Consider the following 22,799-nt stretch of genomic DNA (forward strand, 5'->3'; position numbering starts at 1 on the left):
TGAACCGGACAGCCGTGCGACAAGCGCGGCCATGACGCTGAAAACTCTCTGCTCGTTAACCCGAATTCGGAGCCCTGGCGTTCGCACGCGGGCAAGTTGACAATGCGAAGCGAAGTCGCTCCCATGGAATGGATCGGCGACGCCCGATGCGATCGGCCGTCCCATGTTGCGGTGGAGTCTCCCTCATGCGTCGGCGCGAGATCGCGCGCAAAATCTTTCTGTCGATCCATCGCTGGATCGGACTGTTCGCCGGCGCGATTTTCGTAGCGATCGCGCTGAGCGGCGGCGTTCTCGCCTTTCGCGAGGACATCGACGAATGGCTGAACGCTCCGCTGATGCAGGTCGATGCGCACGCCGGGGAGTCGGCGCGTCCGCTCGACGAGATTTTCGCAGCGGCGGTCGCCGCAATGCCGCCAGACGCAAAGCCGGAGCGCCTGACGACGCCGCGTCATCCGCGCGCGGCGGCGGCGATCAATTTCATGATCGAGACCGACGATCTCGACACTCGGGCGCATCAGATCTTCGTCGATCCCTATACGGCGAAGGTCACCGGACAAAGGCTCCTTCTTCACGGCGAGGATCAGTTCTCGCAGCCGCTCGTGCCGATCCTCATGGCCTTTCATTGGACGCTGCTGCTCGGCGTCGCCAACGCCTATCTGATCGGCGCGCTCGGCATTCTCGTCTGCGTCTCCATCCTCGTCGGCCTCTATCTGTGGGCGCCGCGCAACGGCGATTGGCGGCCGGGACTGAAGATCAAATGGGGCGCGAGCCGGGAGCGCATCATTTATGATGCGCATCGCAGCGTCGGGATTCACCTCTGCGCCATTCTGCTGGCGCTGCTGCTCACCGGCGTGGCGATGATCTTCAAGCCGGCGACGCGGGCGGCGACGAGCCTCGTGTCCCCGGTGCGCGCCGATCCGGATTTCGGCCGCTCGACCTTTGTTCCCGATCATCCGCCGATCGGACTCGACGCCGTCGCCGCGGCGGCGGATAAGGTGTTTCCCGATGGGCGGCTGCATTGGATCCTGCTGCCGAGCGGACCTGATGGCGTCTATGTCGTCGGCAAGCAATCGGAGGGCGAGCCCAATCGCACGAGGACCTATCGAAACGTCGGCGTCGACCAATACAGCGGCCGCATTCTGCATGTGCAGGATCGCGGCGATTTCAGCGCCGGCGAGCGATTTCTGGAGTGGCTGTATCCGCTGCACACGGGCGAGGCCTTCGGCGAGATCGGCCGGCCGCTGATGCTGCTGATCGGATCGACGCCGCTCGTTCTCTACATCACCGGCTTTCTGCGCTGGCGGCAGAAGCGCCGCGCGCGGCGCCCGGCGGCGTGAACGCGCGGGCTGCGCTCACTCACCGACCGAAATGGGCATCTCGATCTTGTCCTCCGCGCTCTTGCCCTCGTTGAAGGCGAGCTCGAGGAGATATTTGCCCCGATAGGAGACCGGCGAGTCGAGGGTCACGAAGCCGGTCGGATGAGGCTTGGCGGGCAGCGAGGTGAGCAGCGCGCGTGCGCCCTTCTGGTCGAGCTTGTAGAACGACAAGGCGACCGGCATGCCGCGCACGTCCTCCTCAATCAGCGTGACGGAGAAGATCACGCGTCCGGTCCCGGGAACGCGGTCGCAATATTCGGCATATTTGCTCATGTCGTCGATCCGTCCGCCGGCGCTGTCGTCGGAATCGGCGCGGAAATAGGTGGTCAGCCGCGCCGAATAGAAGTCGTTGACCTTCAGGCAGTCGGCCATGGTGCGGTCGCCCGCCTTTGCCGCGGGCCGATAGAAGTGCGCGTTCAGGAAATCATTCCAGAAGAGGTCGAACGAGGAGGCCCAGTACGAATAGGAGAAGGCCGCGACATTGACGCCGATGATCAGCACGACGCCCGCGAGCAATAAGAGATTGAGCCGCAGATTCGAGTTCATCGCCGGTGCTTCCTTCCCCGCTGACGAGCGTTGTCGCTCTCGTTCTATTTTCGTGGCCACTTCAGAGTCGTTTATCCGAAATCGGAGCGCGAAAGCGCATCGCTTCTCAGCGCACCTCGAACTCCCAGGCGCCGCTGACGATATGGCCGTCGGCCGAGAGCGCGCGATAGCGCGCGGTGTATTTGCCGGGCGTCAATCGATCGACGCTCACCAAGACATGGCTCGCATCCGATTTGTCGATCGCGGCGTCGCGCTTGTCCACGCGATCGCCCGAGGCGGCGATGACGGCGAGCGCGGCGAAGGCGTCGCGAATGCCGGCGTCGTACCAGACTTCCACCTTGCCGATGTCGCCGGCGGAGACGCCGTTCTGCGCCGGCGAGGTGCGCACGACGATCGCATGGGCGAGAGCGATCGCGGAATCGGCCGTCGGCGCGGACGGCGCAGCGGGAAGGCCGAAAGCCGGAGCGGCGTCGCGCGCGGCGCCCAACGCCATCGCCGAGAAGAACAGCGCGAGCGCGCGTCGCGAGGCGATCCTGCATGAAGGAGGGAAGAGATTGTCGTCCAGAAAGCTCTGCGCAGATTGCCGCTGTTCGGCTCGTTTCATGCTCGGCGCGCCCTGCTCGTCATTCGATGAAGCCGAAATCCGGGATGATCGGGTCGATGCTAGGCGGCTCTCGGGACATCGGCAAGGCGTGTCGCGTTCCATTCCCGGGCCCGCTCGGCGACTGCGGCCGCTTCTTGTGTTTCGGGCTTCGATATGCACTATTCACACTTCTTGCATACGCCGCGCGATTGCGCCGCGTCAAGGGAGATGGCGGGAATGGCGCGGCGGGCCGGATTGCTCTTTGTTTCGCTGATGGCGGTCATCGGCTTCGTATCGTCGGCGCGCGCGCATACCGCCGATATCTCCAGCAGCCGCATCGTGCCGGAGGGCGAGCGCGCCTATCGCGTCGAAGTCGGATTTCTGGGCGCCGATATCGAGCGCATGTTCGCCGAGAACAAGCCCGGCGCCGATGTCGATCTCACCGAGCCCGGCGTGATCGAGCGGATGATCGGCGAGTTCATCCGCGGCCGCGTCGATCTGCGCAACGAAGCGGGCGACACATGTGCGAGCGCCGTCGTCTCAGTCGGAGCGGATCCGAGCAATCCTTATGATTCGAAAGTCGTGCTGCGCATGGACTGCCGCGCGGTCGAGGGACCGATCTTCTATGATCCGTTTCGTCTGCTCGCGGCGCAGGGGCGCCGCGCCAAGCACCTCGTCGGCATGGGGGAGGGGGGCGACGAGTCGGCGTTGACCGACGCGCAGCGCGCGGGTCGCGAGCCGGCGCCGGGACAAGTGATGATCTTTCCCGGCGACGCGCCGATCGATCTCTCCAAGCCCTTGCTGGGTCCGTGGGAGCTCGCGCCGAAATTCTTCGCCGCCGGCGTCGAGCACATCATGACCGGCTTTGATCATCTGTGCTTTCTCGTCGCCGTGATGCTGTGGGCGACGCGCGTCCTTCCCGTCGTGAAGCTGGTGACGGCCTTCACCGTCTCGCATTCGGTGACGCTGACGCTCGCGGCGCTGCAACTCGTCGAGCTGCCGAGCCGCTTTGTCGAGATCGCGATCGCTCTGTCGATCATTTATGTCGCGCTGGAGAATTTCTTCGTCTGCAAGGTGGACGGCCGTTGGCGCGACACTTTCGTCTTCGGCTTCGTCCACGGCTTCGGCTTCGCGAGCGGCCTCATCGAGCTCGGCGTGCCGCAGCGCGCGATCGTTCCGGCGCTGGCGAGCTTCAACATCGGCGTCGAGGCGGGCCAGATCGGCGTCGTGCTGGCGTTTCTGCCGATTTTGCTGGCGGTCGACAGAATATTCACGCGAGGAGTGCGCGATCCGCGCCTCGTTCGCGCGCTCTCGGGGATCATCGCCTGCTTCGGCGCCTATTGGCTGGTCGAGCGCAGTCTCGGGGCGGGCTGAGAGCGGCCGAGGGGACGGCGCTATTTGGACGGCAGCGTCCGCACGAAGGTCGAGGCCGCGTCGAGCAGCCGCGCCGCCAGCGCATCATCGGCAAATGCTTCGGGGGCGACGCGCACCCAACCCGACAGCGCCCTGCCGCGCGAGATCATCGGCGCGACGCCGTCGATCGCCAACGCCCATTGATCGTTGCCTTTGCCGAGCCGGACGAGCACTCCGTCGTCACGCGCGCCGCAGAGGAGATGTCCGTCGAGCAGCCAGGCCCACCCGCCGAACATCGGCCGTTCGGCGAGTCCGGGCCTCGCCTCGAGATGCTCTCTCAGCAGTTGCTCGAGCCCTGCATCCCGCGCCATTCACGTCATCCACAAAAGCCGAGCGCGAGCAAAGCCAGAACCGCCGCGCGATCCGCCAGGGCGCCGCAACCTCGGCATTTTCAACGAAGTGAGGACTTGAAGCGAGCCTTGGCGGAGAGGGAGGGATTTGAACCCCCGATACGGTTGCCCGTATGCCGCATTTCGAGTGCGGTGCATTCAACCACTCTGCCACCTCTCCGGGGGCGTAGCGAAGGCGCGCCTTCGCCGCGGTCGCGCCAGATAGCACGTGTCGGCGCGCGCGATCAAGACCGCGGCTCGCGTCTTTGCTCGCCGCCTCGGGCGTCGCCCCTGAAGCCGCATTTGCAGAGCGTTAACCTTAATGATGTCTATTCGCCCCGCAGCCCGCGCGGCCGCGAGTTCGGATCGATGCGCCGGGATGAGCCCGGCCGGAACATGCGCATGCGAGACCAAGATCAATCGCCCCGATCCGTCGCTCTCGCCTTCGATGTCTCGCTCGGCTCCCGCCGCAAGCGAATCGAGCTCGGCGCGGGCCCGGCGATCGCCCTCGGCGTCGCGCTGGCCGCGGCCTTGGTCGTCTTTCCCTGCGCCGCCGCCTTTTTCGCCTTTCGCGACGACATGCTCGCCGATCTCGGCGATCGGCAGGCGCAGATACGATACTCTTACGAGGACCGCCTCGCGGCGCTGCGCCTCAAGCTCGATCAGGCGACCAGCCGCCAATTCGCCGATCAGGACGATGTCGAGAGCAAGCTGCGCGCGCTGGTGCTGCGCCAGGCCAAGCTGGAGACGCGCGCCGCCGTCGTCGCGCGGCTGGTCGAGAGCGTCGCCGCCGAAGACAAGCTCGCGGCAGCCCCGGTCCACTCGCGCGCCGCCGCTCCGCCGCCCGCCGCCAGCGCCTATGCGGCGCCGAGCGAGCCGCGGCCCGCCGCCTTCTCGGGCTTCGGCAAGCCCGAGCCCGCCGGCATGGAGCTGCGCCTTAGCCATGAAGACGAGGGGCGCGCCGCCCGCGCCCCGAAACAGCCTGCCGATAAGGCCGCGACCGGGCCCGCGGCGGACGCCGGCGCGCCATTGCAGGGGCGCATCGATCGGCTGTCCGCCGCGATGGACCGGGTCGAGCGCGAGCAGACGACCAGAGTGGCGCGGCTCGTCGAGCCGATGCGCGCCGCCGCCCGCCGCTTGCGCGGCGCTTTCGACGCCGCCGGCCTCGCGACCGAGCGTTTCGTCCGTAAGAGCGCCCCCGCCTTCGTCGGCGGCCCCTTTGTGCCGGCGGAGCGGCGGTCGAGCGATCTTCTGTTCGAGCGCGAGCTCATCGCCGCGCAGGACGCGGCGGCGACGCTCGACGGCCTGCGCAAGGCGCTGCCGAGCGTGCCCTTGCGCAAGCCGCTCGCCGGCGAGCTCGAGCTCACCTCGAGCTTCGGCTATCGCACCGATCCCTTCTTCGGCCGTCCGGCGCTGCACACGGGCGTCGATCTGCGCGAGGATTACGGCGCTCCGGTGCGGGCGACGGCGGCGGGCGTCGTCGCCTTCGCGGGATCGAGCGGCGGCTATGGGCAGATGGTCGAGATCGACCATGGCGCCGGCCTCGTCACCCGCTATGCGCATCTCTCCAGCATTCTCGCCAGCGTCGGCCAGCCGTTGGAGGCCGGCGCCGTCGTCGGCCGCATCGGCTCGACCGGGCGTTCTACCGGGCCGCATCTGCATTACGAGGTGCGCATCGACGGCGAGCCGGTCGACCCGACGCGGTTTTTGCGCGCGGGGGCGGTGTTGGCGGAGGTAAGGTGAGGGGGCAGATCGTCTGCTTGTGACCCATAGCCGTCATTCAGATCCGAACAAACGCTCTTGCAAAAGCTCTGATTAATACACAATGTCGCCTGTCCGGCTCCGGCCGTGTTATTCTTAAATGAATGGATATCGTATGAACTCACGCGCCACAAAACGACCTTTGCTTCCCGTGACCTACAACGTTGCGCATGATCTCTGCTTCATCGTTCATGACGTGCTCGTTCAGTTTTTGGTTTCCGGCGAAGCATCCGGCGCATTCGTTGCGAGCATTTCGCTTGATGGACCGGCTGAAGCGCATGCCCTGAAAGCCAGCACTGATATCTTTGAGTGGCTCGACGTCTCCGGCCGTGTGAAAGACCGCGCAAATATACTCAAGACAATCATCCTACCAGCGGTACTCTCGGACATGCTTCATTGCATCTATGAAGCACTTCAGTCGTCGCGGAAGGGCAAACTCAATGTCTCCTACATCCTTCTAAGAAAGCCGCTCCAGGAATCATTGTTTGTACTTGAATCAATTGCGCTCGATGAGATGGAGTTCGCATCGAAGCTCACGACGGATCCGCTTCGGTTGAGGCCAAAAAACGCCGGGGGACCGGAAGGGCAGGCCAGTAGGATCAAACTCGTCCTCGAAGCCATTGGGGCGACAAACCTATTCGATGCCAACTATATCGCACAGTTACGATACGTGAAGACGGATGATGGGTTTGACGGAGTTTGCAACAAGGCGATGCATCTATTCACTGAACACCCTGCCATTAAGACAGAGATTTTAAACATCAATTTCATTTTCTCCGACTACGAATCAAAGCTTAGCCAGTGGTCCTACCTCTACACGCGCCTCCCTTACCTGCTGATCTACACGCTGCGCCTTGTCGAGCACATAGCAGCTGGGATTGTGCCCACGCACCCTGACTATTTAGATGACATTTCACGAAGGATCGCAGCTGGGGTGCTGCTATGGGGGCGCACCTTGCCGTCGGGATACGAGACTGCTCCGCTTATTCAATTCATCGCGGAAACAGCGCGGCAATTGGAGACGGAGTGTGCGTCGAAGGGGTGGCGCAGTCCAACTAGGCGTGATTTGCGTCGCATGGCCTTTTCGGGTGCGGTTCCTGGCGAATCTGCTGCGGATGTAAAGGAGCGCTACGCGTCTTTCGCACGGCTCGCCGAGTTGGATCGAGAAGCGTTTTTGAAAGCAAGCGCAGCGTCTCTCAAAACCCCAACAAGCACCCGATGATGTTCGAGCCCGCTTTGTGGGCTAGGGCCGATGACAAAGCGTTAAGGCGCCGTTCTCGGTCTATCTGAAAATTCATGGGCGACGTCCGGCATCGCGTAACCCGCGAATAGACTACCTGCGTTCCAATGTCCGCTCCTGGCGCTCTGCGGAGTTCCTGCCTTGTCTCCTCCACCGTCGCTCCCATCCGTCCCCGCTGGCCTTTGCGCCCACATCCTATAAAACACTGCCCAGCCGAACGCCCGCTTTCGGCCTCGCTTCGCTCAACGCCAGGGACCAATGGCCGCTCCTCCGCTTCTGTCGCTCCAAGCCATCGCGCTCACGCTCGGCGGCAAGCCGCTGCTCGAATCTGCGGACCTGGCCGTCGCGCCGGGCGAGCGCGTCTGTCTCGTCGGCCGCAATGGCTCGGGCAAATCCACGCTGCTGAAGATCGCCGCCGGCGAGGTGGAGGCGGATGGCGGAACGCGCTTTTTGCAGCCGGGCGCGAGCCTGCGCTATCTGCCGCAGGAGCCCGATCTCTCGCGCTTCGCCACGACGCTCGATTATGTCGCCCAAGGGCTGGGGCCGATCGATGACCCGCATGTGGCCGAGGCGCTGCTGCTCGAGCTCGGCCTCACCGGCGAGGAAAATCCGCGCCAGCTCTCGGGCGGGGAGGGGCGGCGCGCCGCGCTCGCCCGTGCGCTCGCGCCCGAGCCCGATATTCTGCTGCTCGACGAGCCGACCAATCATCTCGATCTGCCGGCCATCCTCTGGCTCGAGGAGCGGCTCGCCGCCTTGCGCTCGGCGATCGTCGTCATCAGCCACGACCGCCGCTTCCTCGAAAATCTGACGCGCTCCACCGTCTGGCTGGATCGCGGTCGCACGCGGCATCTGTCGCGCGGCTTCAAGGAGTTCGAAGCCTGGCGCGACCGCGAGCTCGAGGAGGAGGAGAAGCAGCAGCACAAGCTCGATCGCAAGATCGTGGAGGAGGAGCATTGGCTGCGCCATGGCGTGACCGGGCGGCGCAAGCGCAATCAGCGCCGCCTCGCCGGCCTCGCGGAGCTGCGCGTGGCGCGGCGGCGCCATGTCGGCGCGCAGGGCGATGTGAAGCTCGAGGCGAGCGAGGCGCAGCTCTCCGGCGCTCTGGTGGTCGAGGCGCGCGGCATTGCGAAAGCCTTCGGCGAGCGCGTCATTGTCGAGAATTTTTGGGCGCGCGTCATGCGTGGCGACCGGCTCGGCCTCGTCGGCGCCAATGGCGCGGGCAAGACCACTCTGGTGAAGCTGCTCACCGGCGCTCTCGCGCCGGATAGCGGCTCGGTGAAGCTCGGCGCCGCGCTGGCGATGGCGACGCTCGATCAGAGCCGCGCCAGCCTCGATCCGCAGACGACGCTGAAGGATGCGCTCACCGGCGGCGGCTCGGATTTTGTCGAGATCAATGGCGAGCGCAAGCATGTCGTCGGCTATATGCGGGATTTTCTGTTCGCGCCGGAGCAGGCGCGCACGCCGATCGGAAAGCTCTCCGGCGGCGAGCGCGGCCGCCTGCTGCTGGCGCGCGCGCTGGCGCTGCCGTCGAATCTTCTGGTGCTGGACGAGCCGACCAACGACCTCGACCTCGAGACCTTGGACATGCTCGAGGACATGCTCGCGGAATATCCGGGCACGCTGATCGTCGTCAGCCATGACCGCGATTTCCTCGACCGCATCGCCACATCGGTGCTGATGTCGGAGGGGAGCGGCCGCTGGGTCGAATATGCCGGCGGCTATTCGGACATGCTGGCGCAGCGCGGCGAGGGCGTGCAGGCGCGCAGCGTCGCGGCGCCGCGCGCTGAAGAAAGGGCGAAGCCCGCGCCGAAGCCGAGGCCCGCCGCCAAGGCGCGCCTCTCCTTCGCCGAGCAGCATGCGCTCGCGACCTTGCCGGCCAGGATGGAGGAGCTTCGCGCCAAGAAGGAGAAGCTGCAGAAGCTCATCGACGATCCGAGCCTCTATGCGCGCGATCCGGCGAAATTCTCCGAGGCGACGAAGCTGTTCGCCAAAATGGAGGCGGAGCTCGCGGCGGCGGAGGAGAGCTGGCTCGAGCTCGAGATCAAGCGCGAGGAAATCGGGGGGTAGGAGGCGTCGAAGGCAGGGGAAGCGAGCCTCTGAGGCTCGCTCTCGAGAGGCATCGAATTCGTCGACGCCGGCCGATAGGGACTGAAGCTTGCGCCGTCTGCCTGCCGTGTGATTGTTTAGCTAGGGGGGAGGCATTCGGCAAATGCGATGCGGCGACGCAACTGAAAGAAACGACAGTCTCGACGTTGCGCGCGGCCTCGCCATGATCCTGGTCATCTATGGCCATGTCTTGCAGATTTTTTTTCACGCGAGAGCCGATGGCGAGTTCTCGCAAATGGCTTTCCTGCAATGGCAAGCCATATACAGCTTTCATATGCCGCTCTTCTTCTTGATCTCGGGCGCTATCCTGGATCAGTTTTCCGGAAAATCCTGGAAAGACGTGGCGACGCGCTCGGCGTATTTGATCGCCCTGGCCTATATCGTCGACGTCATTGGTATTTTCTTCGCCGCCGTGACGCAGGGCGTTTCGTCAGAAACGATACCAACGCTCGAGAATTATGTCGTCGACCATCTTCTTCTCGCGGAGAGTTTCAGCACGATTACTCCCTGGTTCCTCGTCGCCTTCGCAATCGTGCGCCTCCTGGCTTATGCATTGACGAGATGCGACGGCGCGAAGCGATGGCTCATCGGCGCCGCGCTGGCAATCGTTTTTGCCGCGTCCTATCGCTACCCGCAGGCGTTCCATCTCAGGGCGGTCCCGCCGGGAGTGGCGTTTTTCATGGTGGGCCGCTATCTCTCGGCGCATAAGATCGACATTGGCGCATGGGCGGCCATTGCTCTCCTTGCGACGGCTCTCTGGCTCGCGCATTCCAATGGCGGATGCACATTCGCATGGCAGATCACATGTGAAAATGCGGAGTTGCCGGGGCGTTTCGCCGTGCTGATGATCTTCGGGCTTTTCGGCTCTCTGCCGCTGTTCTTTTTAACGGCGGCAATGGGCGCCGCAGGAATAATGGGACTGAGCGGTCCGCTCGGGTGTATATGGATTGCTCGTCCGGTCCGCTTCATCGGAAGAAACTCACTGGATTTCCTCCTCATAAACGGCTTTTATCTCGTTTTCGGCAATCCCTATCTACGAAATCACGTCGGTATCGACGACAGCCTCGTGTTCTTTGTCGCCGTGGCGCTGCTCGCTACTCTCGTCCATGTCGCCACCTTTCTGCTCCTGAAGCGAGCGCTCTTCCACATCAAAGCCTTCGCGCAAGGCGTCGGCCGCTTCGCAACTGGCGCGGTCTGGAACGCGGTCGAACGAATGCGAGGCGCGCCGACAGCCGCGACGTGACGGATTAGTCCCGGCTCCACAATGGCGGCGCTGAGGTCATCACCAGATTGATAAGCTGGCCCTGCCGCCCCGTTCCGGTCTTGGAAAACACCCGTTTCAGATGCGTTTGCGCGGTGGCGACCGTCACGCCCATCTCCTCGGCTGCTCGCGCGAGCCCCGCTCCGGACAGGATCGAGTCCAGCAGGCGGGTTTCCGCGGGCGTCAGACCATAGTTTTGCGCGACGGCCCGCGAGCGCGAGGTTTGGAGAGCGTCGGGGTCGCTCACAAAAATCGCGCAGCACGCTGCGTTCTCGGCGAGCGGCGTGAAAGGGCCTTCGGGGGCGATCGGGAGCACGGTGGCGAGCAATGGCCGGCCGTCTTCGCGTTCGATGCCGATCTCCGCGCCGGCTCCGGGTTCTCGCCCGATCACTTCGAGAATCGCTTTCTGCAATTCCCGGTGGGAGCGCGCCGCTCGGGCGGCCAGGGCGCCATTGGCCAAGGTCAACGCCGTTGCGGACGCCAGGAGCTTTTCGGCGGCCGGATTGGCGAACACGACGCGCTTGCGCCGGTCCAGCAATAGGACGGCGATGGCGATCCGCGCCAGCGACTGTTCCATTGCGCCGCGCTGATGCCGCGCCAAATCGAGTTCCAGAGATATCCGCATCGCCCGGGTCAAGTGCGGCGCGAGCCTCGCCAATAAGGCGCGATCCGCATCCGTCGCATCGCCGGTGCCGTCCGGACGCACCAAGGTCAGCGGATAATACACCGACTCCGTGCGATGCAGCACCAGCGTCAACGGACAGCAGAGATCCTGAGGACAGGACCAGCCATTATAAAATTCTGTGCGCCGGAAGGCGTCGAGGGGGACAATGTCGCTATTGGCGACGATGAACCCCGGTTTCATCAGCGGCGCGATCCTGTGAAGGGGATTCATCGGCAGGAAATAGTCGAAAGTCTTCTCCACATGGCCTTTGTCGAAGCCGAAATAGGTGATCGGCGTTCCTTCCCCGGTTCGAGGATTTTCGATCGTGAGCCCGCCCGCAGTGCAATCGGTCAGCCTCGCCAATCGACGCAGGACTTTTTCCCAGGCGGCGGGTTCGAGCGCCGCCTCCTGGATAAGCTCGACCAAGCCTAGATACTCTATCTCCGAAACGTCCATTCGAAGCACCGATCTGAAATCCGACTGGCCACCCCGCCTGCCGCGCTCCGGCGGAACGCCGAGGCATGCCCATGCCTCGAGACGTCAAACGCGCCATCTCGCTGTCGAACGCTGCGCTTTCGAAGATATAAATCGTCGCCGCATCGTTATCCATATTGGATACGAGGGGGGCGGGGGAACGCGGCATGGTGACGGATGTCTCGACGCATATGCGGATCGTGCCGGACCGCCGCATCTCAGGCGCGGCGATCTATGCGCTGGCCGATCGCGGCCGTATGATTTCCCGACGCGAAAAAATGCTTTATGATTGCGCCGTCCCGCGACCCAACGGAGCCTCCATGTCCATTCTCGACTTCCGTATGTCCCGCCGCGCCGGGCTCGCCGTCGCCGCCTCGGCGCTGATCGGCTTCGCCGTTCCGGCCGCAGCCGAAAAGGCCGCCAGCGGAAAAGTTCCGGTCGACGAGCTGATGGCGGCCAATGCTCTGCCGGACGTCGTCGAGGGCAAGGCCGACGCGCCCGTCACCATCGTCGAATACGCCTCGATGACCTGCAGTCATTGCGCCGCTTTCCATCGCGACGTCTATCCGACGCTGAAGAAGAATTACATCGACGCCGGCAAGGTGAAGTTCATCCTGCGCGAATTCCCGCTCGATCCGCTGGCGACGGCCGCCTTCATGCTCGCCCGCAACGCCGGCGAGAAACGCGACGCTGTGGTCGATTTGCTGTTCTCCCAGCAGAAGAATTGGGCGTTCGTGGAGAAGCCGCTGGACGGCCTGGCCAATGTGCTGAAGTTCACCGGCGTCGGCCAGCAGGCCTTCGAGACGGTGCTGAAGGACGAGAAGCTCTACGAGAATGTGAACAAGGTGCGCGACCGCGCCGCGGAAAAATTCGGCATCAATTCGACGCCGACCTTCTTCATCAATGGCGAGCGCTATAGCGGCGAGATCAGCGTCGCCGATCTCGACAAGATCATCGCCGAGAAGTCGAAGTCCTGACGGCTTTCCGTCAGCTGCGCGGAGGATGACGCCTCGGTCTGGAGCGGCGCTCAGAACGCGGTGCGCCGCTCGAGCGCGGCGGCGAGCGTGCCCTCGTCGAGATAGTCGAGCTCGCCGCCGACCGGCACGCCATGGGCGAGGCGCGTCGTCTTCACGCCGAGCGGCGCCAGGAGGTCGGCGAGATAATGGGCCGTCGTCTGGCCGTCGACCGTGGCGTTGACGGCGATGATCGCCTCGCGCACGCCGCCGTCGGCGATGCGCTGCACGAGGCTGCCGATGTTGAGCTCGTCCGGGCCGACGCCGTCGAGCGGCGACAGCACGCCGCCGAGCACGTGATAGCGCGCCGCCAGCAGGCCGGCGCGCTCCAGCGCCCAGAGATCGGCGACCGTCTCGACGATGACGATGATGCCGGGATCGCGACGGGGATCGCGGCAGATCGCGCAAGGGTCGCTGGTGTCGATATTGCCGCAGGCCGTGCAGGTGAGAATGCGCTCATGAGCGACGCGCAACGCTTCTCCGAGCGGGCCGAGCAGCTCCTCGCGCTTGCGGATGAGATGCAGCACGGCGCGCCGCGCCGAGCGCGGCCCGAGCCCGGGCAGGCGCGCCAGCAATTGCACGAGGCGCTCGATCTCGGGGCCGGCGATGCGTTCGGCCATTGTGTCCCTCGGGCGAATAGCGAATAGCGAGTAGCAGCGAGTAGGGACAGCCATTCGCTACTCGCTACTCCCTATTCACTACTCCCTCGCTCAAAACGGCAGCTTCAGCCCCGGCGGCAGCTGCAGGCCGCCGGTGACGGCTTTCATCTTCTCCGCCACGGCCTCGTCCGCCCTGGCGCGCGCCTGGGCGTGGGCGGTGACGATGAGGTCCTCGAGGATGTCGCTCTCCTCGGGCTTCAGCAGGCTCGGGTCGATGGCCACGCGCTGCAGCGCGCCCTTGGCGGACATCGTCACCTTCACGGCGCCGCCGCCGGCCTCGCCCTCGACCGCCACCTGATCGAGCTCGGCCTGCATCTCGGCCATCTTCGTCTGCATGGCTTGCGCCTGCTTCATCAGTCCCATGAAGTCGAGCATGTCGGTCTCCTAACCTCGTCCGCAGCGCTCACCAGCTCTCGTCGGGCTCGACGTCGTCATAAGCCAATTCGGCGCCGGGCGCGTGATTCGTTTCGCTCTCGCGTCCACGCACCGCGACGATCTCGGCGCCGGGGAAGCGCGCCATGATCGCCGCGACGACGGGATCGGATTCGACGCCGGAGCGCTCCTCCTGTCTGCGCGCGGCCGCCTGCTCGCTCACGGTCGGCGCGCCGCCGGAGGCGGCGAGCGCCACCATCCACCGCGCGCCGGTCCATTCCTGCAGCCGCTGCATGAGCTGCTGGGGCAGGCGGGCGGAGCCGCCCGGCGCGAGCTCGAACTCGATCTGTCCCTGCTCGAAACGCACGAGGCGCACATCGGTCTCGAGCGCCAGCTTCAATTGCATGTCCCGCTTGTCCGCGGCGAGCGCGACGAGCGCGGGGAAGTCGGCGATGGTCGCGCCGGTCGGCGGGGGCTCGGGCCGCGGCGCGGCGAAGCTCCGCGCCGCCGCCTGCGGCGCCGCGGCGAGCGACAGCGAGGGGCCGGGCCGTTCCGACGGTGACGCGGCGGGCCGGGAGGCGCGCTCCGGAGGCTGCGGCTGGCCGAAGCCGAGCTTGCGCAGCGCCTCCTCCGGCGAGGGCAGCTCGGCGGCGTGGGTGAGGCGCACCAGCGCCATATCGGCGCTGGCGAGCGGCCGTGGCGAGCCGCGCAGCTCCTCCACCGCCTTCATCAGAATTTGAAAGGCGCGGGTCAGCGCCGACACCGAGAGCGTCTGCGCCGCCACGCCGCCACGCCTCTTCTCCTCCTCGGTCAGCGCCGAGGAGCGCTCGGCGCCGGGGGCGAGCTTCAGCCGCGTCACCAGATGGGTGAATTCGGCGAGCTCCAGCAGCACCTGCCCGGGATCGGCTCCGCCGTCATGCTGCTCCTGCAGCAGAGCGAGCGCCGTCGCAATCTCGCCCTTCATCGCCGCCTCGAACAGATCGATGACGCGCGACTTGTCGGCGACGCCGAGCATATGGCGCAGATCCTCGGCGGCGATCGCTCCCCCGCCTTGCGCCGCGCCATGGGCGATCGCCTGGTCGAGCAGGGACAGAGCGTCGCGGGCCGAGCCCTCCGCCGCCCGCGCGACCATGGCCAGCGCCGCGTCCTCGATCTCGACGCCCTCGAGATCGCAGATCTTGCGCAAATGGCCCGCGAGCAGGCCGGCGTCGATGCGGCGCAGATCGAAACGCTGGCAGCGCGAGCGCACGGTGACCGGCACCTTGTCGATCTCGGTCGTCGCGAAGATGAACTTCACATGCTCCGGCGGCTCCTCGAGCGTCTTCAACAGGCCGTTGAAGGCGGCCTTGGAGAGCATATGCACCTCGTCGACGATATAGACCTTCACCCTGGCCATCACCGGGCGGTAGCGCGCGTTCTCGATGATCTCGCGAATATCGTCGATGCCGGTGTGCGAGGCGGCGTCCATCTCCAGCACGTCCGGATGGCGCGAATCGATGATCGCCTGACAATGAGCCCCGAGCGCGTCCATATGGATCGTCGGCCGGTCGACGGCCGGCCGTCCGTCCGTTGCAGGCAGCTCGTAGTTGAAAGCGCGGGCGAGAATGCGCGCGGTGGTGGTCTTGCCGACGCCGCGCACGCCGGTCAGGAGGTAGGCCTGATGGATGCGGTTCAGCTCGAAGGCGTTCTCGAGCGTGCGCACCATCGGCTCCTGGCCGATGAGATCGGCGAAGCCGGAGGGACGGTATTTGCGTGCCAGCACGCGATAGGCGCCGCGCGCCACAGGCTTTTCCTGCGCTTCGGCCGGAAACAGCGCCGCGTCGCGCGAATGCTCGTCGTCCATCGCGTCGCCCGAGAGAGAAAAAGGCCCGTTCGATTCGGCGCCCGGGCGCAGCGCAGTGGGAGGCTGGACGAAGACCCGCCCGGAACTCGTTAGGGCTGCTTCCTTCCGGACCTGACCCGGTTGGCGAGTGGAGCGTCCACCGCCAACCTCCCGCGCCCTATGTGGCAAAACTCGCCGTCCGGCGCAAGGGCGAGCGGCGAAGAAGCCGAGGGCAGGGCGCAGATTCGCCGCGAGGCCTTCGACGAATGTCTTGTGCTCCCTGCGGCTATTGCGCCGATTTCGGCTGCGCCGGCTTGGCGACGAGCGTCAAGTCCTCGTCGGTGAGGACGACCTCGAAGCAGGCGAGAAAGGACATGCTCAGCAGTCCGTCGACGCCGCGTGCGAACGGCTTGTCCATTATCACAGCGGCGACCGCGTCGGCATGCGTCGCAGGGGCTAGACATTTTGTCCTGCATATGTTCCTTTTATGTTCGCAACGCCTCGGCGCTCGGAGAGCCGCATGTCCGATGACAAACTGACTTTCTATCATTCGCCCGACACCCGCTCGACGGGCGTCTTCACCCTGCTCGAAGAGCTCGGCGCGCCTTACGAGCTGAAGGCGTTGAACATGAAGGCCGGCGAGCAGCGACAGCCGGCCTATCTCGCGATCAATCCGATGGGCAAGGTCCCGGCCATCGTCCACGGCGAGGCGCTGGTGACGGAGCAGGGCGCCATCTACATCTATCTCGCCGATCTCTTCCCCGCGGCCGGCCTCGCGCCGGCGATCGGCGATCCGCTGCGCGGGCCTTATTTGCGCTGGCTGGTCTTCTACGGATCGAGCTTCGAGCCGGCGGTCGTCGACCGCGCGCTGCAGCGCGAGCCGGCGCGCCTTTCCACCTCGCCCTATGGCGACTTCGACACGATGCTGGCGACGCTGGCCGGCCAGCTGCGGCACGGGCCCTATTTGCTCGGCGAGCGCTTCACCGCCGCCGATATTCTGTGGGGCTCGGCGCTGCGCTGGACCACGGCATTCAAGCTCGTGCCCGAGCTTCCCGAGATCATGGCCTATGTCGAGCGCGTGACGTCGCGGCCGTCCTTCGCCACGATCGCGGCGCGGGACGCCGAGCTCGCCGCGCGCCACGCCGTCGCGGCGCAGGCTGTCGAGGCGCAGGCGTGAACCGCGATCCGATTCGCGCTATGTTGCCCCCGCGGAGGGCGCGCGGCGGCGGCATGCGCTCCTGCTTTCTTTGAGCGAATTCTGATCGATCGATTCCGTTCGATCGGAAAGCGCTAGCGAGGATGATCGAGTGAGCGAGGGTCAGCGCGAGGTTTTCGGCCGCAGGCGTCTCAATTCGATGCTGATCGAGCTGATCGTGAGGCTCGCCGCATTGGGAGCGCTCGCCTATTGGTCTTTCCAGCTGGTCCAGCCCTTTCTCGCCATCGTCACCTGGAGCGCGATCCTGACGGTGGCGCTCTATCCCGTCTTCGAATGGACGGCGAGCGCGCTCGGCGGGAGGCGCAAGCTCGCGGCCTCGCTCATCACGCTCGTCGGCCTTCTGGTGGTCATCGGCCCGGCGACCTGGCTCGGGCTCGGAGTCGTCGAGGGGCTGCGCAGCCTCGCCGACCGGATCGAGAATGGCGGCATATGGGTGCCGCCGCCGCCCGAGGCCTTGCGCTCTCTGCCTTTCGTCGGCGAGTCCGCCTATGAGTTCTGGGTGCTCGCCTCGACCAATCTGCGCAGCGCCGTCGCGCAGATCGCCCCGTCCTTGAAGCCGCTCGGCGAATTCGCGCTCGACGCGACCAAGAACGCCGGGACCGGCGCGTTCAAGTTCCTGCTGTCGGTGATTATCGCCGGCTTCATGTTCGCGCCGGGGCCGTCGCTGGTGCGCGCCATGAAGACCGCGGCGACGCGCATCGATTCGAAGCGGGCCGAGCATTTCATCGGGCTCGCCGGCTCGACCATCCGCACCGTCTCGCGCGGCGTGATCGGCGTGGCGCTGCTGCAGGCGGCCATCGGCGGCCTCGGGCTGCAGCTCGCCGGCGCGCCCGGCGCCAGCCTGCTGACGCTCTGCATATTGGTGCTGGCGATCATCCAGGTCGGACCGATGCTGATCGTCATTCCCTCCGTCATCTGGAGCTGGACGGAGCTGCCGAGCATTTCGGCCGTTCTATTCACCAGCTGCATGCTGACGGTGACGCTGGTCGACAATGTGCTGAAGCCGCTGATCATCGCGCGCGGCCTGACGACGCCGCTGCTGGTCATCGTGGTGGGCGTCATCGGCGGCGTGATCGCGCATGGCATCATCGGCCTGTTCGTCGGGCCGGTGGTGCTGGCGGTCGCTTGGGAGCTGCTCGGCGCCTGGCTCGACGGCTCCGGGCCGAGCGGGGCGATGGCCGCCGAGCCGGCGATCGCGGCGCGTCCCGAGGCCGAGCGCATCGCGCCGGCCCCAGGCTCGCTTCAGTCCTGAAGCGGTCCCCACGACGGGTCGGAGGCGTAGGAGGGGGTCGGCACCGGGAATTCGGAGCGGCCGAATATGTCCACCATGTAGATTTTCGCGCCCGACTGCCCGCCCGGCTCGCGGAAGAACATCAGGAACAGCCCGTTGGGCGCCCAGGTCGGGCCTTCATTGTGAAAGCCCTCCGTGAGGATGCGCTCGCCCGAGCCGTCCGGCTTCATGACGCCGATGCCGAAGGAGCCGCTCGACTGCCGGGTGAAGGCGATGTAATCGCCCTTCGGCGACCAGACCGGCGTCGAATAATGGCCGGGGCCGAAGGAGATGCGCCGCGCGCCGCCGCCGCTGGCGCTCATCACATAGATCTGCTGCGAGCCGCCGCGGTCCGATTCGAACACGATCTCCGCGCCGGTCGGCGAATAGGACGGCGAGGTGTCGATCGCATTGGTGTCGGAGAGGCGCGTCGTGGTGCGCGAGCGCAGGTCCATCGCATAGAGATTGGTCGAGGCGCCCTGCGACAGCGACATGATGATCTTCTGCCCGTCGGGCGAGAAGCGCGGCGCGAAGGTCATTCCGGGGAAATTGCCGACCACCTCGCGCTGGCCGCTCTCGATGCTCAGCAGCAGCACCTTGGGGTCGCCGGCGCCGAAGGACATGTAGGTCACGTCCTGCGAGGAGGGCGAGAAGCGCGGCGTGACGACGAGATCGTCCCCGCGCGAGAGATAGCGCACATTGGCGCCGTCCTGGTCCATGATGGCGAGCCGCTTGCGCCGCCGTTCCTTGGGCCCGCTCTCGTCGACGAAGACGACGCGCGTGTCGAAGAAGCCCTTCTCGCCGGTGATGCGGGTGAACACGGCGTCGGAGACGAGATGGGCGACGCGGCGCGCATAGGCCGTCTCGGTGACATATTGCTGGCCCGCCGCCTGCTGGCCGGTGGCGACGTCGAACAGGCGGAACTCGGTCTTGAGCCGCCCGTCGGGACCGCGCTGCGAGCGGCCGGTGACGACATATTGCGCGCCGAGCGAGCGGAACAGGTCGAGGTCCGGCGCGCCCTCCGCGGCCGAGGCCTGCTCCGGATAGCCGCCGGGCTCGAGCGGCCGCAGGAACACCGAGCGATTGAAATTATTGACGATGACGCTGGTCATCGTGCGCGCCGCCTCGTCTCCGGCAAAGGGCGCGACGGCCACGGCGACGGGCTGGAAGCCGCCGCCGGCGCGCAGGTCGAGCACGCGTCCGGCGCGGGCGGGCGGCGCGATGAGGGGGGCGAGGGCGGCGCCGGCGATGAGGCCGGCGGCGGAGCGGCGGGTGAGGTCGAGCGTCATTGGATGATCCGGGATGTTGCGAAAGGCGGAGACGAGCGGCGCTACATGTCGTCGGTCATGTTGAAGGTCGTGACATGCCAATGTTCGTAGTAGGGGGCGAAGAATTCCGGGACCGTCATCGGACTGCAACGCCGGATCGCGGCGAGCGCCTGCTCGCCGCGGCTGCGCTCGACGGGATCGGACGAAGGGTTGAGCAGCTTCGGCGGCCCCTCCAGAGCGCCGCCGCGCGTCAGGCGGAACTCGACCAGCGGCACATAGGCGCGCGCATTGTTCACGAGAGCGGCCGCCCAGCACCGGCGATAATTCTCGATCAGATAGGCGTCTATTCTCGCTTCCATCGTCGGCGACATATGCGCGCCGGTCGCGGTCGGGGCGCCCAGCGAGGCGGTCTTCGTCATCTCCCGCCCGGTCGCGGCGCGGCGCTGCGGCGCCTCGCGGCTCAGGAGATTGGCGATATTGGCGGCGTCGAACTTCGACTTGGGCGCGGTCTCGTCGCCAGATTTCGGCTTGGCGGCCGGCTTGTCGGATTTGCTGTCCTGCGGGCCGTCGCCGGCGATGGCCTTTTCGGCGCTCTTCTTGTGCTCGAGGAGCTTTGCCACCTCGTCGATCTTCAGCCGCGGCTCGTCCTTGGCCTTGGGCCGGTCCGCGGGCTTGGGCGGCTCCGGCTTCGGCTGTCTTTCGGCCTGTTTCTCGGGCTCGGGCCGCTCCGCCTTTTCCGGGGCAGGGCGCGGCGGCGGCTTCGGCCGCACGACCTCGGCCTCTTCCGGCTCGCGCTCGGGCGGCGTCGGAGCGGGCTTGGCCTGCGGCTTCGGCGGCTCGGGCTTCGGCGGCTCCGGCTTGGCGCGCTCGATCGGCTTTGGAGGCTCCGGCTTGGGCGGCTCCGCCTTCGCCGGCGCGGGCCGAGTGGGCGGCTCGGGCTTCGGCGGCAGAGCCGCGACGCGCTTGGGCGGCGGCGGCGCCTCCGACCTGTCCTCGGGCTCCTCCTGGCGGCGGCGCAGCGGCGGCGGCGGAGCGGCGATATCTTTTTTCGCCTCGGCGAGCGGGGGCAGCGGCTTGGTTTCGGCGACCTCCGCGAGCTTGTCGGCCCGCTGAACAGGCTTCGCCTCCTTGGCGGTCTTCTCGCCCTTCATCACCTCATTGACTTGGGAGTCCGAGACGACGTCGACCGGCACGGCCTCCTGCGCGTCCTCGAATTTCCGCGCGTCCGGAAAGGCCAGCAAAGCCGCGAGCAGCAGCCCCACATGGGCCGCCGCCGAGACCGGAAGGCCAGGCTGCGGACGCATCTTCTTCAATGCGAGCCCTCACTTTTTATCGGACTCGGTCACCAGGGCGACCTTCTTGTAGCCGGCGGTCGTCACCAGCGACATGATCTCGGCGACGCGGCCGTAATTCACCGTCTTCGACGCGCGCATGTAGATTCGCTCGTCGAAGCCGGCCTTGGCCGTCTCCTTCAGCCGGTCGAGCAGCTTGTCGAGCTCCACCGGCTGATCCATCAGAAACAGCTGACCCTTGTCGTCGACGGCGATGGACAGGGGCTTCTGATCGATGTTGAGCGGGCCGGCCTTGGTTTGCGGCAGGTCCACGGCGACGCCGGTCGCGAGCAGCGGCGCCGCCACCATGAAGATGATCAGCAGCACCAGCATCACGTCGATGAAGGGCGTCATGTTGATGTCGGCCATGGCGCCATAGCGCGGCGTTCCGCGCCGCCGCCTGCCGCCGCCCTTGCGTCCCGCCGCCGCGGACATTCCCATGCCGGCCTCCGCTCAGGCTGCGCGGTCGCGGCCGGATTGGCCGGCGTGCTGATCGATCTGGCGCGAGAGAATCGCGGAGAATTCGTCCGCGAAGCTCTCGAGCCGCGCCTGCGTGCGCGCGACGTCGCCTTGCAGCTTGTTGTAGGCGACGAGCGCCGGAATGGCGGCGAAGAGGCCGATGGCGGTGGCGAGCAGCGCCTCGGCGATGCCGGGCGCGACGACGGCGAGCGAGGTGTTCTTCGAGGCCGCGATGGAGCGGAAGGAGGTCATGATGCCCCAGACCGTGCCGAACAGGCCGACGAAGGGGCCGGCCGAGGCGACGGTGGCGAGCACCAGGAGATTGGCTTCGAGCTTCTCGACCTCGCGGGCGATCGACACGTCGAGCACTTTGTCGATGCGCGCCTGCAGGCCCATGAAGGAGGCGCCGGCGGTCTGGAACGAGCGCTTCCATTCGCGCATGGCGGCGACGAACAGGCTCGCCATGGCGCCGGCCGGCCGGTCCTGGAGCTTGGAGTAGAGCTCCTCGAGCGAGGAGCCGGACCAGAACACTTCCTCGAAGCGGTCCATGGCGCGCCGCGTGCGCGTGAACAGGATCGCCTTGTCGACGATGATCGCCCAGCACCAGATCGAGGCGGCGAGCAGGCCGACCATGACCAGCTTCACGACCATATGGGCGCCGAGGAACATTCCCCAGATGGAGACTTCGGCGGCGGCGCCGGCGACCGGCGCGGCGACTTCGGCTGGGTTCATCGATCAATGTCCTCGAAACGCGCCTGAAAGATCGAGACGATGGCGCAAGAGCCAGGCCGTTCGCGCGACTCGCGCCGAATTGTCGAGCGCGCATGCGGCGACGCCTGGCCGCCGCCCAATCCGCATATGGCCGTCAAATCCGCCTGGATTTGGGCCTGGATGCGATGCACAATCAAATTTGAACGAAAGGATTAAGGCGAAGTAAAGGACCGTTTCGCGGCGTTTTGCGCAAAAGCCGGGCAAAGTCCGGGACTCACGCGGTCGGCGCCGGAGCGAGCGCCGATTCGAATTTTTGCCGCACGTCCGGCGGCAGGCGGCGCGCCTTTCCGCCCTCCACGGCGGCGACCTTGACGAGCGCCGTGACGAGGGCGTCTTCGCCCCGCAGGATGCGCTGGGCGAGATCGGCCGAGGCGCCGGCAACGGCGGCGACCCTGGTCTCGACAGTGACGAGATCGTCCATCAGCGCCGGGCGGCGAAAGTCGATGGTCATCCCGCGCACGACGAAGAACAGGCCGCCGCCCGGCCCCTCGCGCAGCGCGCGTTGAAAAATGCCGAGATCGCGCAACAATTCGGTGCGGCCGCGCTCCATGAATCGCAGATAGGAGGCGTGATAGACGAGGCCGGAAAAATCCGTGTCCTCGTAATAGACGCGGACGGAAAGACGATGCGGGGCGGGATCGATCATTCGGCGCGGTGCGTGTGGAAACGGGGCACCGACCCCCTTCGGCCGGAGCGCCTGCTCCGCTATACAGCAAGGCGGCGCGGGGCGCAGCCGCTTTTCTGAAGGCGCCGCGGGGCTCCCGCCGGCGGCGCGGGATGGACGAAGAGGATCGCGATCGATATGTATTCGTGTTATATATTGCAAAAGCGCCCGCACACCTGCGGGCGTGGTCCAGCGCGAGTC

General features: G+C 66.2%; 22 protein-coding genes, 1 tRNA gene and 1 other RNA gene. 9 read left to right on the plus strand and 15 right to left on the minus strand.

What is annotated here, in order from left to right:
* The first annotated feature begins 185 nt into the window (after positions 1–185).
* Entirely contained in the window at positions 186–1,337 is a 1,152-nt protein-coding gene (locus tag K3F48_RS15975; RefSeq protein ID WP_222576430.1) for a PepSY domain-containing protein, read from the plus strand.
* Positions 1,338–1,352: 15 nt separating this feature from the next.
* Here the strand turns inward: K3F48_RS15975 and K3F48_RS15980 are convergent, their stop codons facing one another.
* Both K3F48_RS15980 and K3F48_RS15985 read right to left on the minus strand, forming a co-directional pair.
* Positions 1,353–1,922, minus strand: coding sequence for a hypothetical protein (locus K3F48_RS15980; RefSeq protein ID WP_222576431.1), 570 nt, complete (start codon positions 1,920–1,922; stop codon positions 1,353–1,355).
* A gap of 106 nt (positions 1,923–2,028) precedes the next feature.
* A complete protein-coding gene (locus K3F48_RS15985; RefSeq protein ID WP_255609175.1) occupies positions 2,029–2,526 on the minus strand; it encodes a copper resistance CopC family protein in 498 nt (165 codons plus the stop codon).
* A gap of 216 nt (positions 2,527–2,742) precedes the next feature.
* Here K3F48_RS15985 and K3F48_RS15990 point away from each other — a divergent pair, with 216 nt between their 5' ends.
* Positions 2,743–3,879 (plus strand): HupE/UreJ family protein, encoded by a 1,137-nt coding sequence (locus tag K3F48_RS15990; RefSeq protein WP_222576432.1) that lies wholly within the window; start codon positions 2,743–2,745, stop codon positions 3,877–3,879.
* Between the two features lie 20 nt (positions 3,880–3,899).
* Here K3F48_RS15990 and K3F48_RS15995 read toward each other — a convergent pair whose 3' ends face one another.
* On the minus strand, positions 3,900–4,229 hold the full coding sequence (locus K3F48_RS15995) for a TfoX/Sxy family protein (RefSeq protein WP_222576433.1): 330 nt from the start codon (positions 4,227–4,229) through the stop codon (positions 3,900–3,902).
* A gap of 109 nt (positions 4,230–4,338) precedes the next feature.
* A tRNA-Ser gene (locus K3F48_RS16000) sits at positions 4,339–4,428 on the minus strand.
* A 221-nt stretch (positions 4,429–4,649) separates the two neighbouring features.
* Here K3F48_RS16000 and K3F48_RS16005 point away from each other — a divergent pair.
* From K3F48_RS16005 to K3F48_RS16020, 4 genes are all read left to right on the plus strand, one after another.
* Positions 4,650–5,990 carry a M23 family metallopeptidase gene (locus tag K3F48_RS16005; RefSeq protein ID WP_222576434.1) on the plus strand — a complete coding sequence of 447 codons (1,341 nt, stop codon included), beginning with the start codon at positions 4,650–4,652 and terminating at the stop codon, positions 5,988–5,990.
* Positions 5,991–6,159: 169 nt separating this feature from the next.
* Positions 6,160–7,230 carry a hypothetical protein gene (locus tag K3F48_RS16010; RefSeq protein WP_222576435.1) on the plus strand — a complete coding sequence of 357 codons (1,071 nt, stop codon included), beginning with the start codon at positions 6,160–6,162 and terminating at the stop codon, positions 7,228–7,230.
* A 276-nt stretch (positions 7,231–7,506) separates the two neighbouring features.
* Entirely contained in the window at positions 7,507–9,315 is a 1,809-nt protein-coding gene (locus K3F48_RS16015; protein WP_222576436.1) for an ABC-F family ATP-binding cassette domain-containing protein, read from the plus strand.
* Between the two features lie 142 nt (positions 9,316–9,457).
* Entirely contained in the window at positions 9,458–10,597 is a 1,140-nt protein-coding gene (locus K3F48_RS16020) for an acyltransferase (protein ID WP_255609176.1), read from the plus strand.
* Positions 10,598–10,601: 4 nt separating this feature from the next.
* Here the strand turns inward: K3F48_RS16020 and K3F48_RS16025 are convergent, their stop codons facing one another.
* On the minus strand, positions 10,602–11,372 hold the full coding sequence (locus K3F48_RS16025) for a helix-turn-helix transcriptional regulator (protein WP_222576438.1): 771 nt from the start codon (positions 11,370–11,372) through the stop codon (positions 10,602–10,604).
* Between the two features lie 701 nt (positions 11,373–12,073).
* Here K3F48_RS16025 and K3F48_RS16030 point away from each other — a divergent pair.
* Positions 12,074–12,730: a DsbA family protein gene (locus K3F48_RS16030; protein WP_222576492.1), complete on the plus strand. Its 657-nt coding sequence runs from the start codon at positions 12,074–12,076 to the stop codon at positions 12,728–12,730.
* Between the two features lie 50 nt (positions 12,731–12,780).
* Here K3F48_RS16030 and recR read toward each other — a convergent pair whose 3' ends face one another.
* From recR to K3F48_RS24435, 5 genes are all read right to left on the minus strand, one after another.
* Positions 12,781–13,386: a recombination mediator RecR gene (gene recR, locus K3F48_RS16035; RefSeq protein WP_222576439.1), complete on the minus strand. Its 606-nt coding sequence runs from the start codon at positions 13,384–13,386 to the stop codon at positions 12,781–12,783.
* A 90-nt stretch (positions 13,387–13,476) separates the two neighbouring features.
* Positions 13,477–13,800: a YbaB/EbfC family nucleoid-associated protein gene (locus tag K3F48_RS16040; RefSeq protein ID WP_222576440.1), complete on the minus strand. Its 324-nt coding sequence runs from the start codon at positions 13,798–13,800 to the stop codon at positions 13,477–13,479.
* A 28-nt stretch (positions 13,801–13,828) separates the two neighbouring features.
* Entirely contained in the window at positions 13,829–15,640 is a 1,812-nt protein-coding gene (locus K3F48_RS16045) for a DNA polymerase III subunit gamma/tau (RefSeq protein WP_222576441.1), read from the minus strand.
* 54 nt (positions 15,641–15,694) lie between these two features.
* An RNA gene (gene ffs / locus K3F48_RS16050) (signal recognition particle sRNA small type) lies at positions 15,695–15,792 on the minus strand.
* 113 nt (positions 15,793–15,905) lie between these two features.
* Complete coding sequence (locus K3F48_RS24435) at positions 15,906–16,037, minus strand: hypothetical protein (protein ID WP_255609177.1); 132 nt, start codon at positions 16,035–16,037, stop codon at positions 15,906–15,908.
* 102 nt (positions 16,038–16,139) lie between these two features.
* Here K3F48_RS24435 and K3F48_RS16055 point away from each other — a divergent pair, with 102 nt between their 5' ends.
* Positions 16,140–16,796, plus strand: a complete 657-nt coding sequence (locus K3F48_RS16055; protein WP_222576442.1) for a glutathione S-transferase family protein — start codon at positions 16,140–16,142, stop codon at positions 16,794–16,796.
* A gap of 130 nt (positions 16,797–16,926) precedes the next feature.
* The gene (locus tag K3F48_RS16060; protein WP_222576443.1) at positions 16,927–18,087 is read left to right on the plus strand and encodes an AI-2E family transporter; all 1,161 of its coding nucleotides are present in this window, start codon (positions 16,927–16,929) and stop codon (positions 18,085–18,087) included.
* On the opposite strand, the gene tolB is transcribed toward K3F48_RS16060, so the two are convergent.
* From tolB to ybgC, 5 genes are all read right to left on the minus strand, one after another.
* The gene (gene tolB, locus K3F48_RS16065; protein WP_222576444.1) at positions 18,078–19,394 is read right to left on the minus strand and encodes a Tol-Pal system beta propeller repeat protein TolB; all 1,317 of its coding nucleotides are present in this window, start codon (positions 19,392–19,394) and stop codon (positions 18,078–18,080) included. The two genes, K3F48_RS16060 and tolB, sit on opposite strands and share 10 nt — an antisense overlap.
* A gap of 41 nt (positions 19,395–19,435) precedes the next feature.
* The gene (locus K3F48_RS16070) at positions 19,436–20,677 is read right to left on the minus strand and encodes a cell envelope biogenesis protein TolA (RefSeq protein ID WP_305080294.1); all 1,242 of its coding nucleotides are present in this window, start codon (positions 20,675–20,677) and stop codon (positions 19,436–19,438) included.
* 18 nt (positions 20,678–20,695) lie between these two features.
* A complete protein-coding gene (locus K3F48_RS16075) occupies positions 20,696–21,145 on the minus strand; it encodes a biopolymer transporter ExbD (protein WP_222576446.1) in 450 nt (149 codons plus the stop codon).
* Between the two features lie 12 nt (positions 21,146–21,157).
* Positions 21,158–21,895 (minus strand): protein TolQ, encoded by a 738-nt coding sequence (gene tolQ / locus K3F48_RS16080; RefSeq protein WP_222576447.1) that lies wholly within the window; start codon positions 21,893–21,895, stop codon positions 21,158–21,160.
* A gap of 253 nt (positions 21,896–22,148) precedes the next feature.
* Positions 22,149–22,580 (minus strand): tol-pal system-associated acyl-CoA thioesterase, encoded by a 432-nt coding sequence (gene ybgC / locus K3F48_RS16085; RefSeq protein ID WP_222576448.1) that lies wholly within the window; start codon positions 22,578–22,580, stop codon positions 22,149–22,151.
* Positions 22,581–22,799 lie beyond the last annotated feature (219 nt).

Origin of the sequence: Methylosinus sp. Sm6 (genome assembly GCF_019802345.1) — a bacterium.
In the GTDB taxonomy this organism is placed as follows: Bacteria; Pseudomonadota; Alphaproteobacteria; order Rhizobiales; family Beijerinckiaceae; genus Methylosinus.

Excerpts from the sequence above, each read along its gene's own strand:
- K3F48_RS15990 (WP_222576432.1), top strand. The coding sequence starts at position 2,743 with ATGGCGCGGCGGGCCGGATTGCTCTTTGTTTCGCTGATGGCGGTCATC.
- tolQ (WP_222576447.1), bottom strand. The coding sequence starts at position 21,895 with ATGAACCCAGCCGAAGTCGCCGCGCCGGTCGCCGGCGCCGCCGCCGAA.
- K3F48_RS15985 (WP_255609175.1), bottom strand. The coding sequence starts at position 2,526 with ATGAAACGAGCCGAACAGCGGCAATCTGCGCAGAGCTTTCTGGACGAC.
- K3F48_RS16030 (WP_222576492.1), top strand. The coding sequence starts at position 12,074 with ATGTCCATTCTCGACTTCCGTATGTCCCGCCGCGCCGGGCTCGCCGTC.
- K3F48_RS16070 (WP_305080294.1), bottom strand. The coding sequence starts at position 20,677 with ATGCGTCCGCAGCCTGGCCTTCCGGTCTCGGCGGCGGCCCATGTGGGG.
- K3F48_RS16040 (WP_222576440.1), bottom strand. The coding sequence starts at position 13,800 with ATGCTCGACTTCATGGGACTGATGAAGCAGGCGCAAGCCATGCAGACG.
- recR (WP_222576439.1), bottom strand. The coding sequence starts at position 13,386 with ATGGCCGAACGCATCGCCGGCCCCGAGATCGAGCGCCTCGTGCAATTG.
- K3F48_RS24435 (WP_255609177.1), bottom strand. The coding sequence starts at position 16,037 with ATGGACAAGCCGTTCGCACGCGGCGTCGACGGACTGCTGAGCATGTCC.
- K3F48_RS16020 (WP_255609176.1), top strand. The coding sequence starts at position 9,458 with ATGCGATGCGGCGACGCAACTGAAAGAAACGACAGTCTCGACGTTGCG.
- K3F48_RS15975 (WP_222576430.1), top strand. The coding sequence starts at position 186 with ATGCGTCGGCGCGAGATCGCGCGCAAAATCTTTCTGTCGATCCATCGC.
- K3F48_RS15980 (WP_222576431.1), bottom strand. The coding sequence starts at position 1,922 with ATGAACTCGAATCTGCGGCTCAATCTCTTATTGCTCGCGGGCGTCGTG.
- K3F48_RS16055 (WP_222576442.1), top strand. The coding sequence starts at position 16,140 with ATGTCCGATGACAAACTGACTTTCTATCATTCGCCCGACACCCGCTCG.
- K3F48_RS16005 (WP_222576434.1), top strand. The coding sequence starts at position 4,650 with ATGCGAGACCAAGATCAATCGCCCCGATCCGTCGCTCTCGCCTTCGAT.
- K3F48_RS16075 (WP_222576446.1), bottom strand. The coding sequence starts at position 21,145 with ATGGGAATGTCCGCGGCGGCGGGACGCAAGGGCGGCGGCAGGCGGCGG.
- tolB (WP_222576444.1), bottom strand. The coding sequence starts at position 19,394 with ATGACGCTCGACCTCACCCGCCGCTCCGCCGCCGGCCTCATCGCCGGC.
- K3F48_RS15995 (WP_222576433.1), bottom strand. The coding sequence starts at position 4,229 with ATGGCGCGGGATGCAGGGCTCGAGCAACTGCTGAGAGAGCATCTCGAG.
- K3F48_RS16045 (WP_222576441.1), bottom strand. The coding sequence starts at position 15,640 with ATGGACGACGAGCATTCGCGCGACGCGGCGCTGTTTCCGGCCGAAGCG.
- ybgC (WP_222576448.1), bottom strand. The coding sequence starts at position 22,580 with ATGATCGATCCCGCCCCGCATCGTCTTTCCGTCCGCGTCTATTACGAG.
- K3F48_RS16015 (WP_222576436.1), top strand. The coding sequence starts at position 7,507 with ATGGCCGCTCCTCCGCTTCTGTCGCTCCAAGCCATCGCGCTCACGCTC.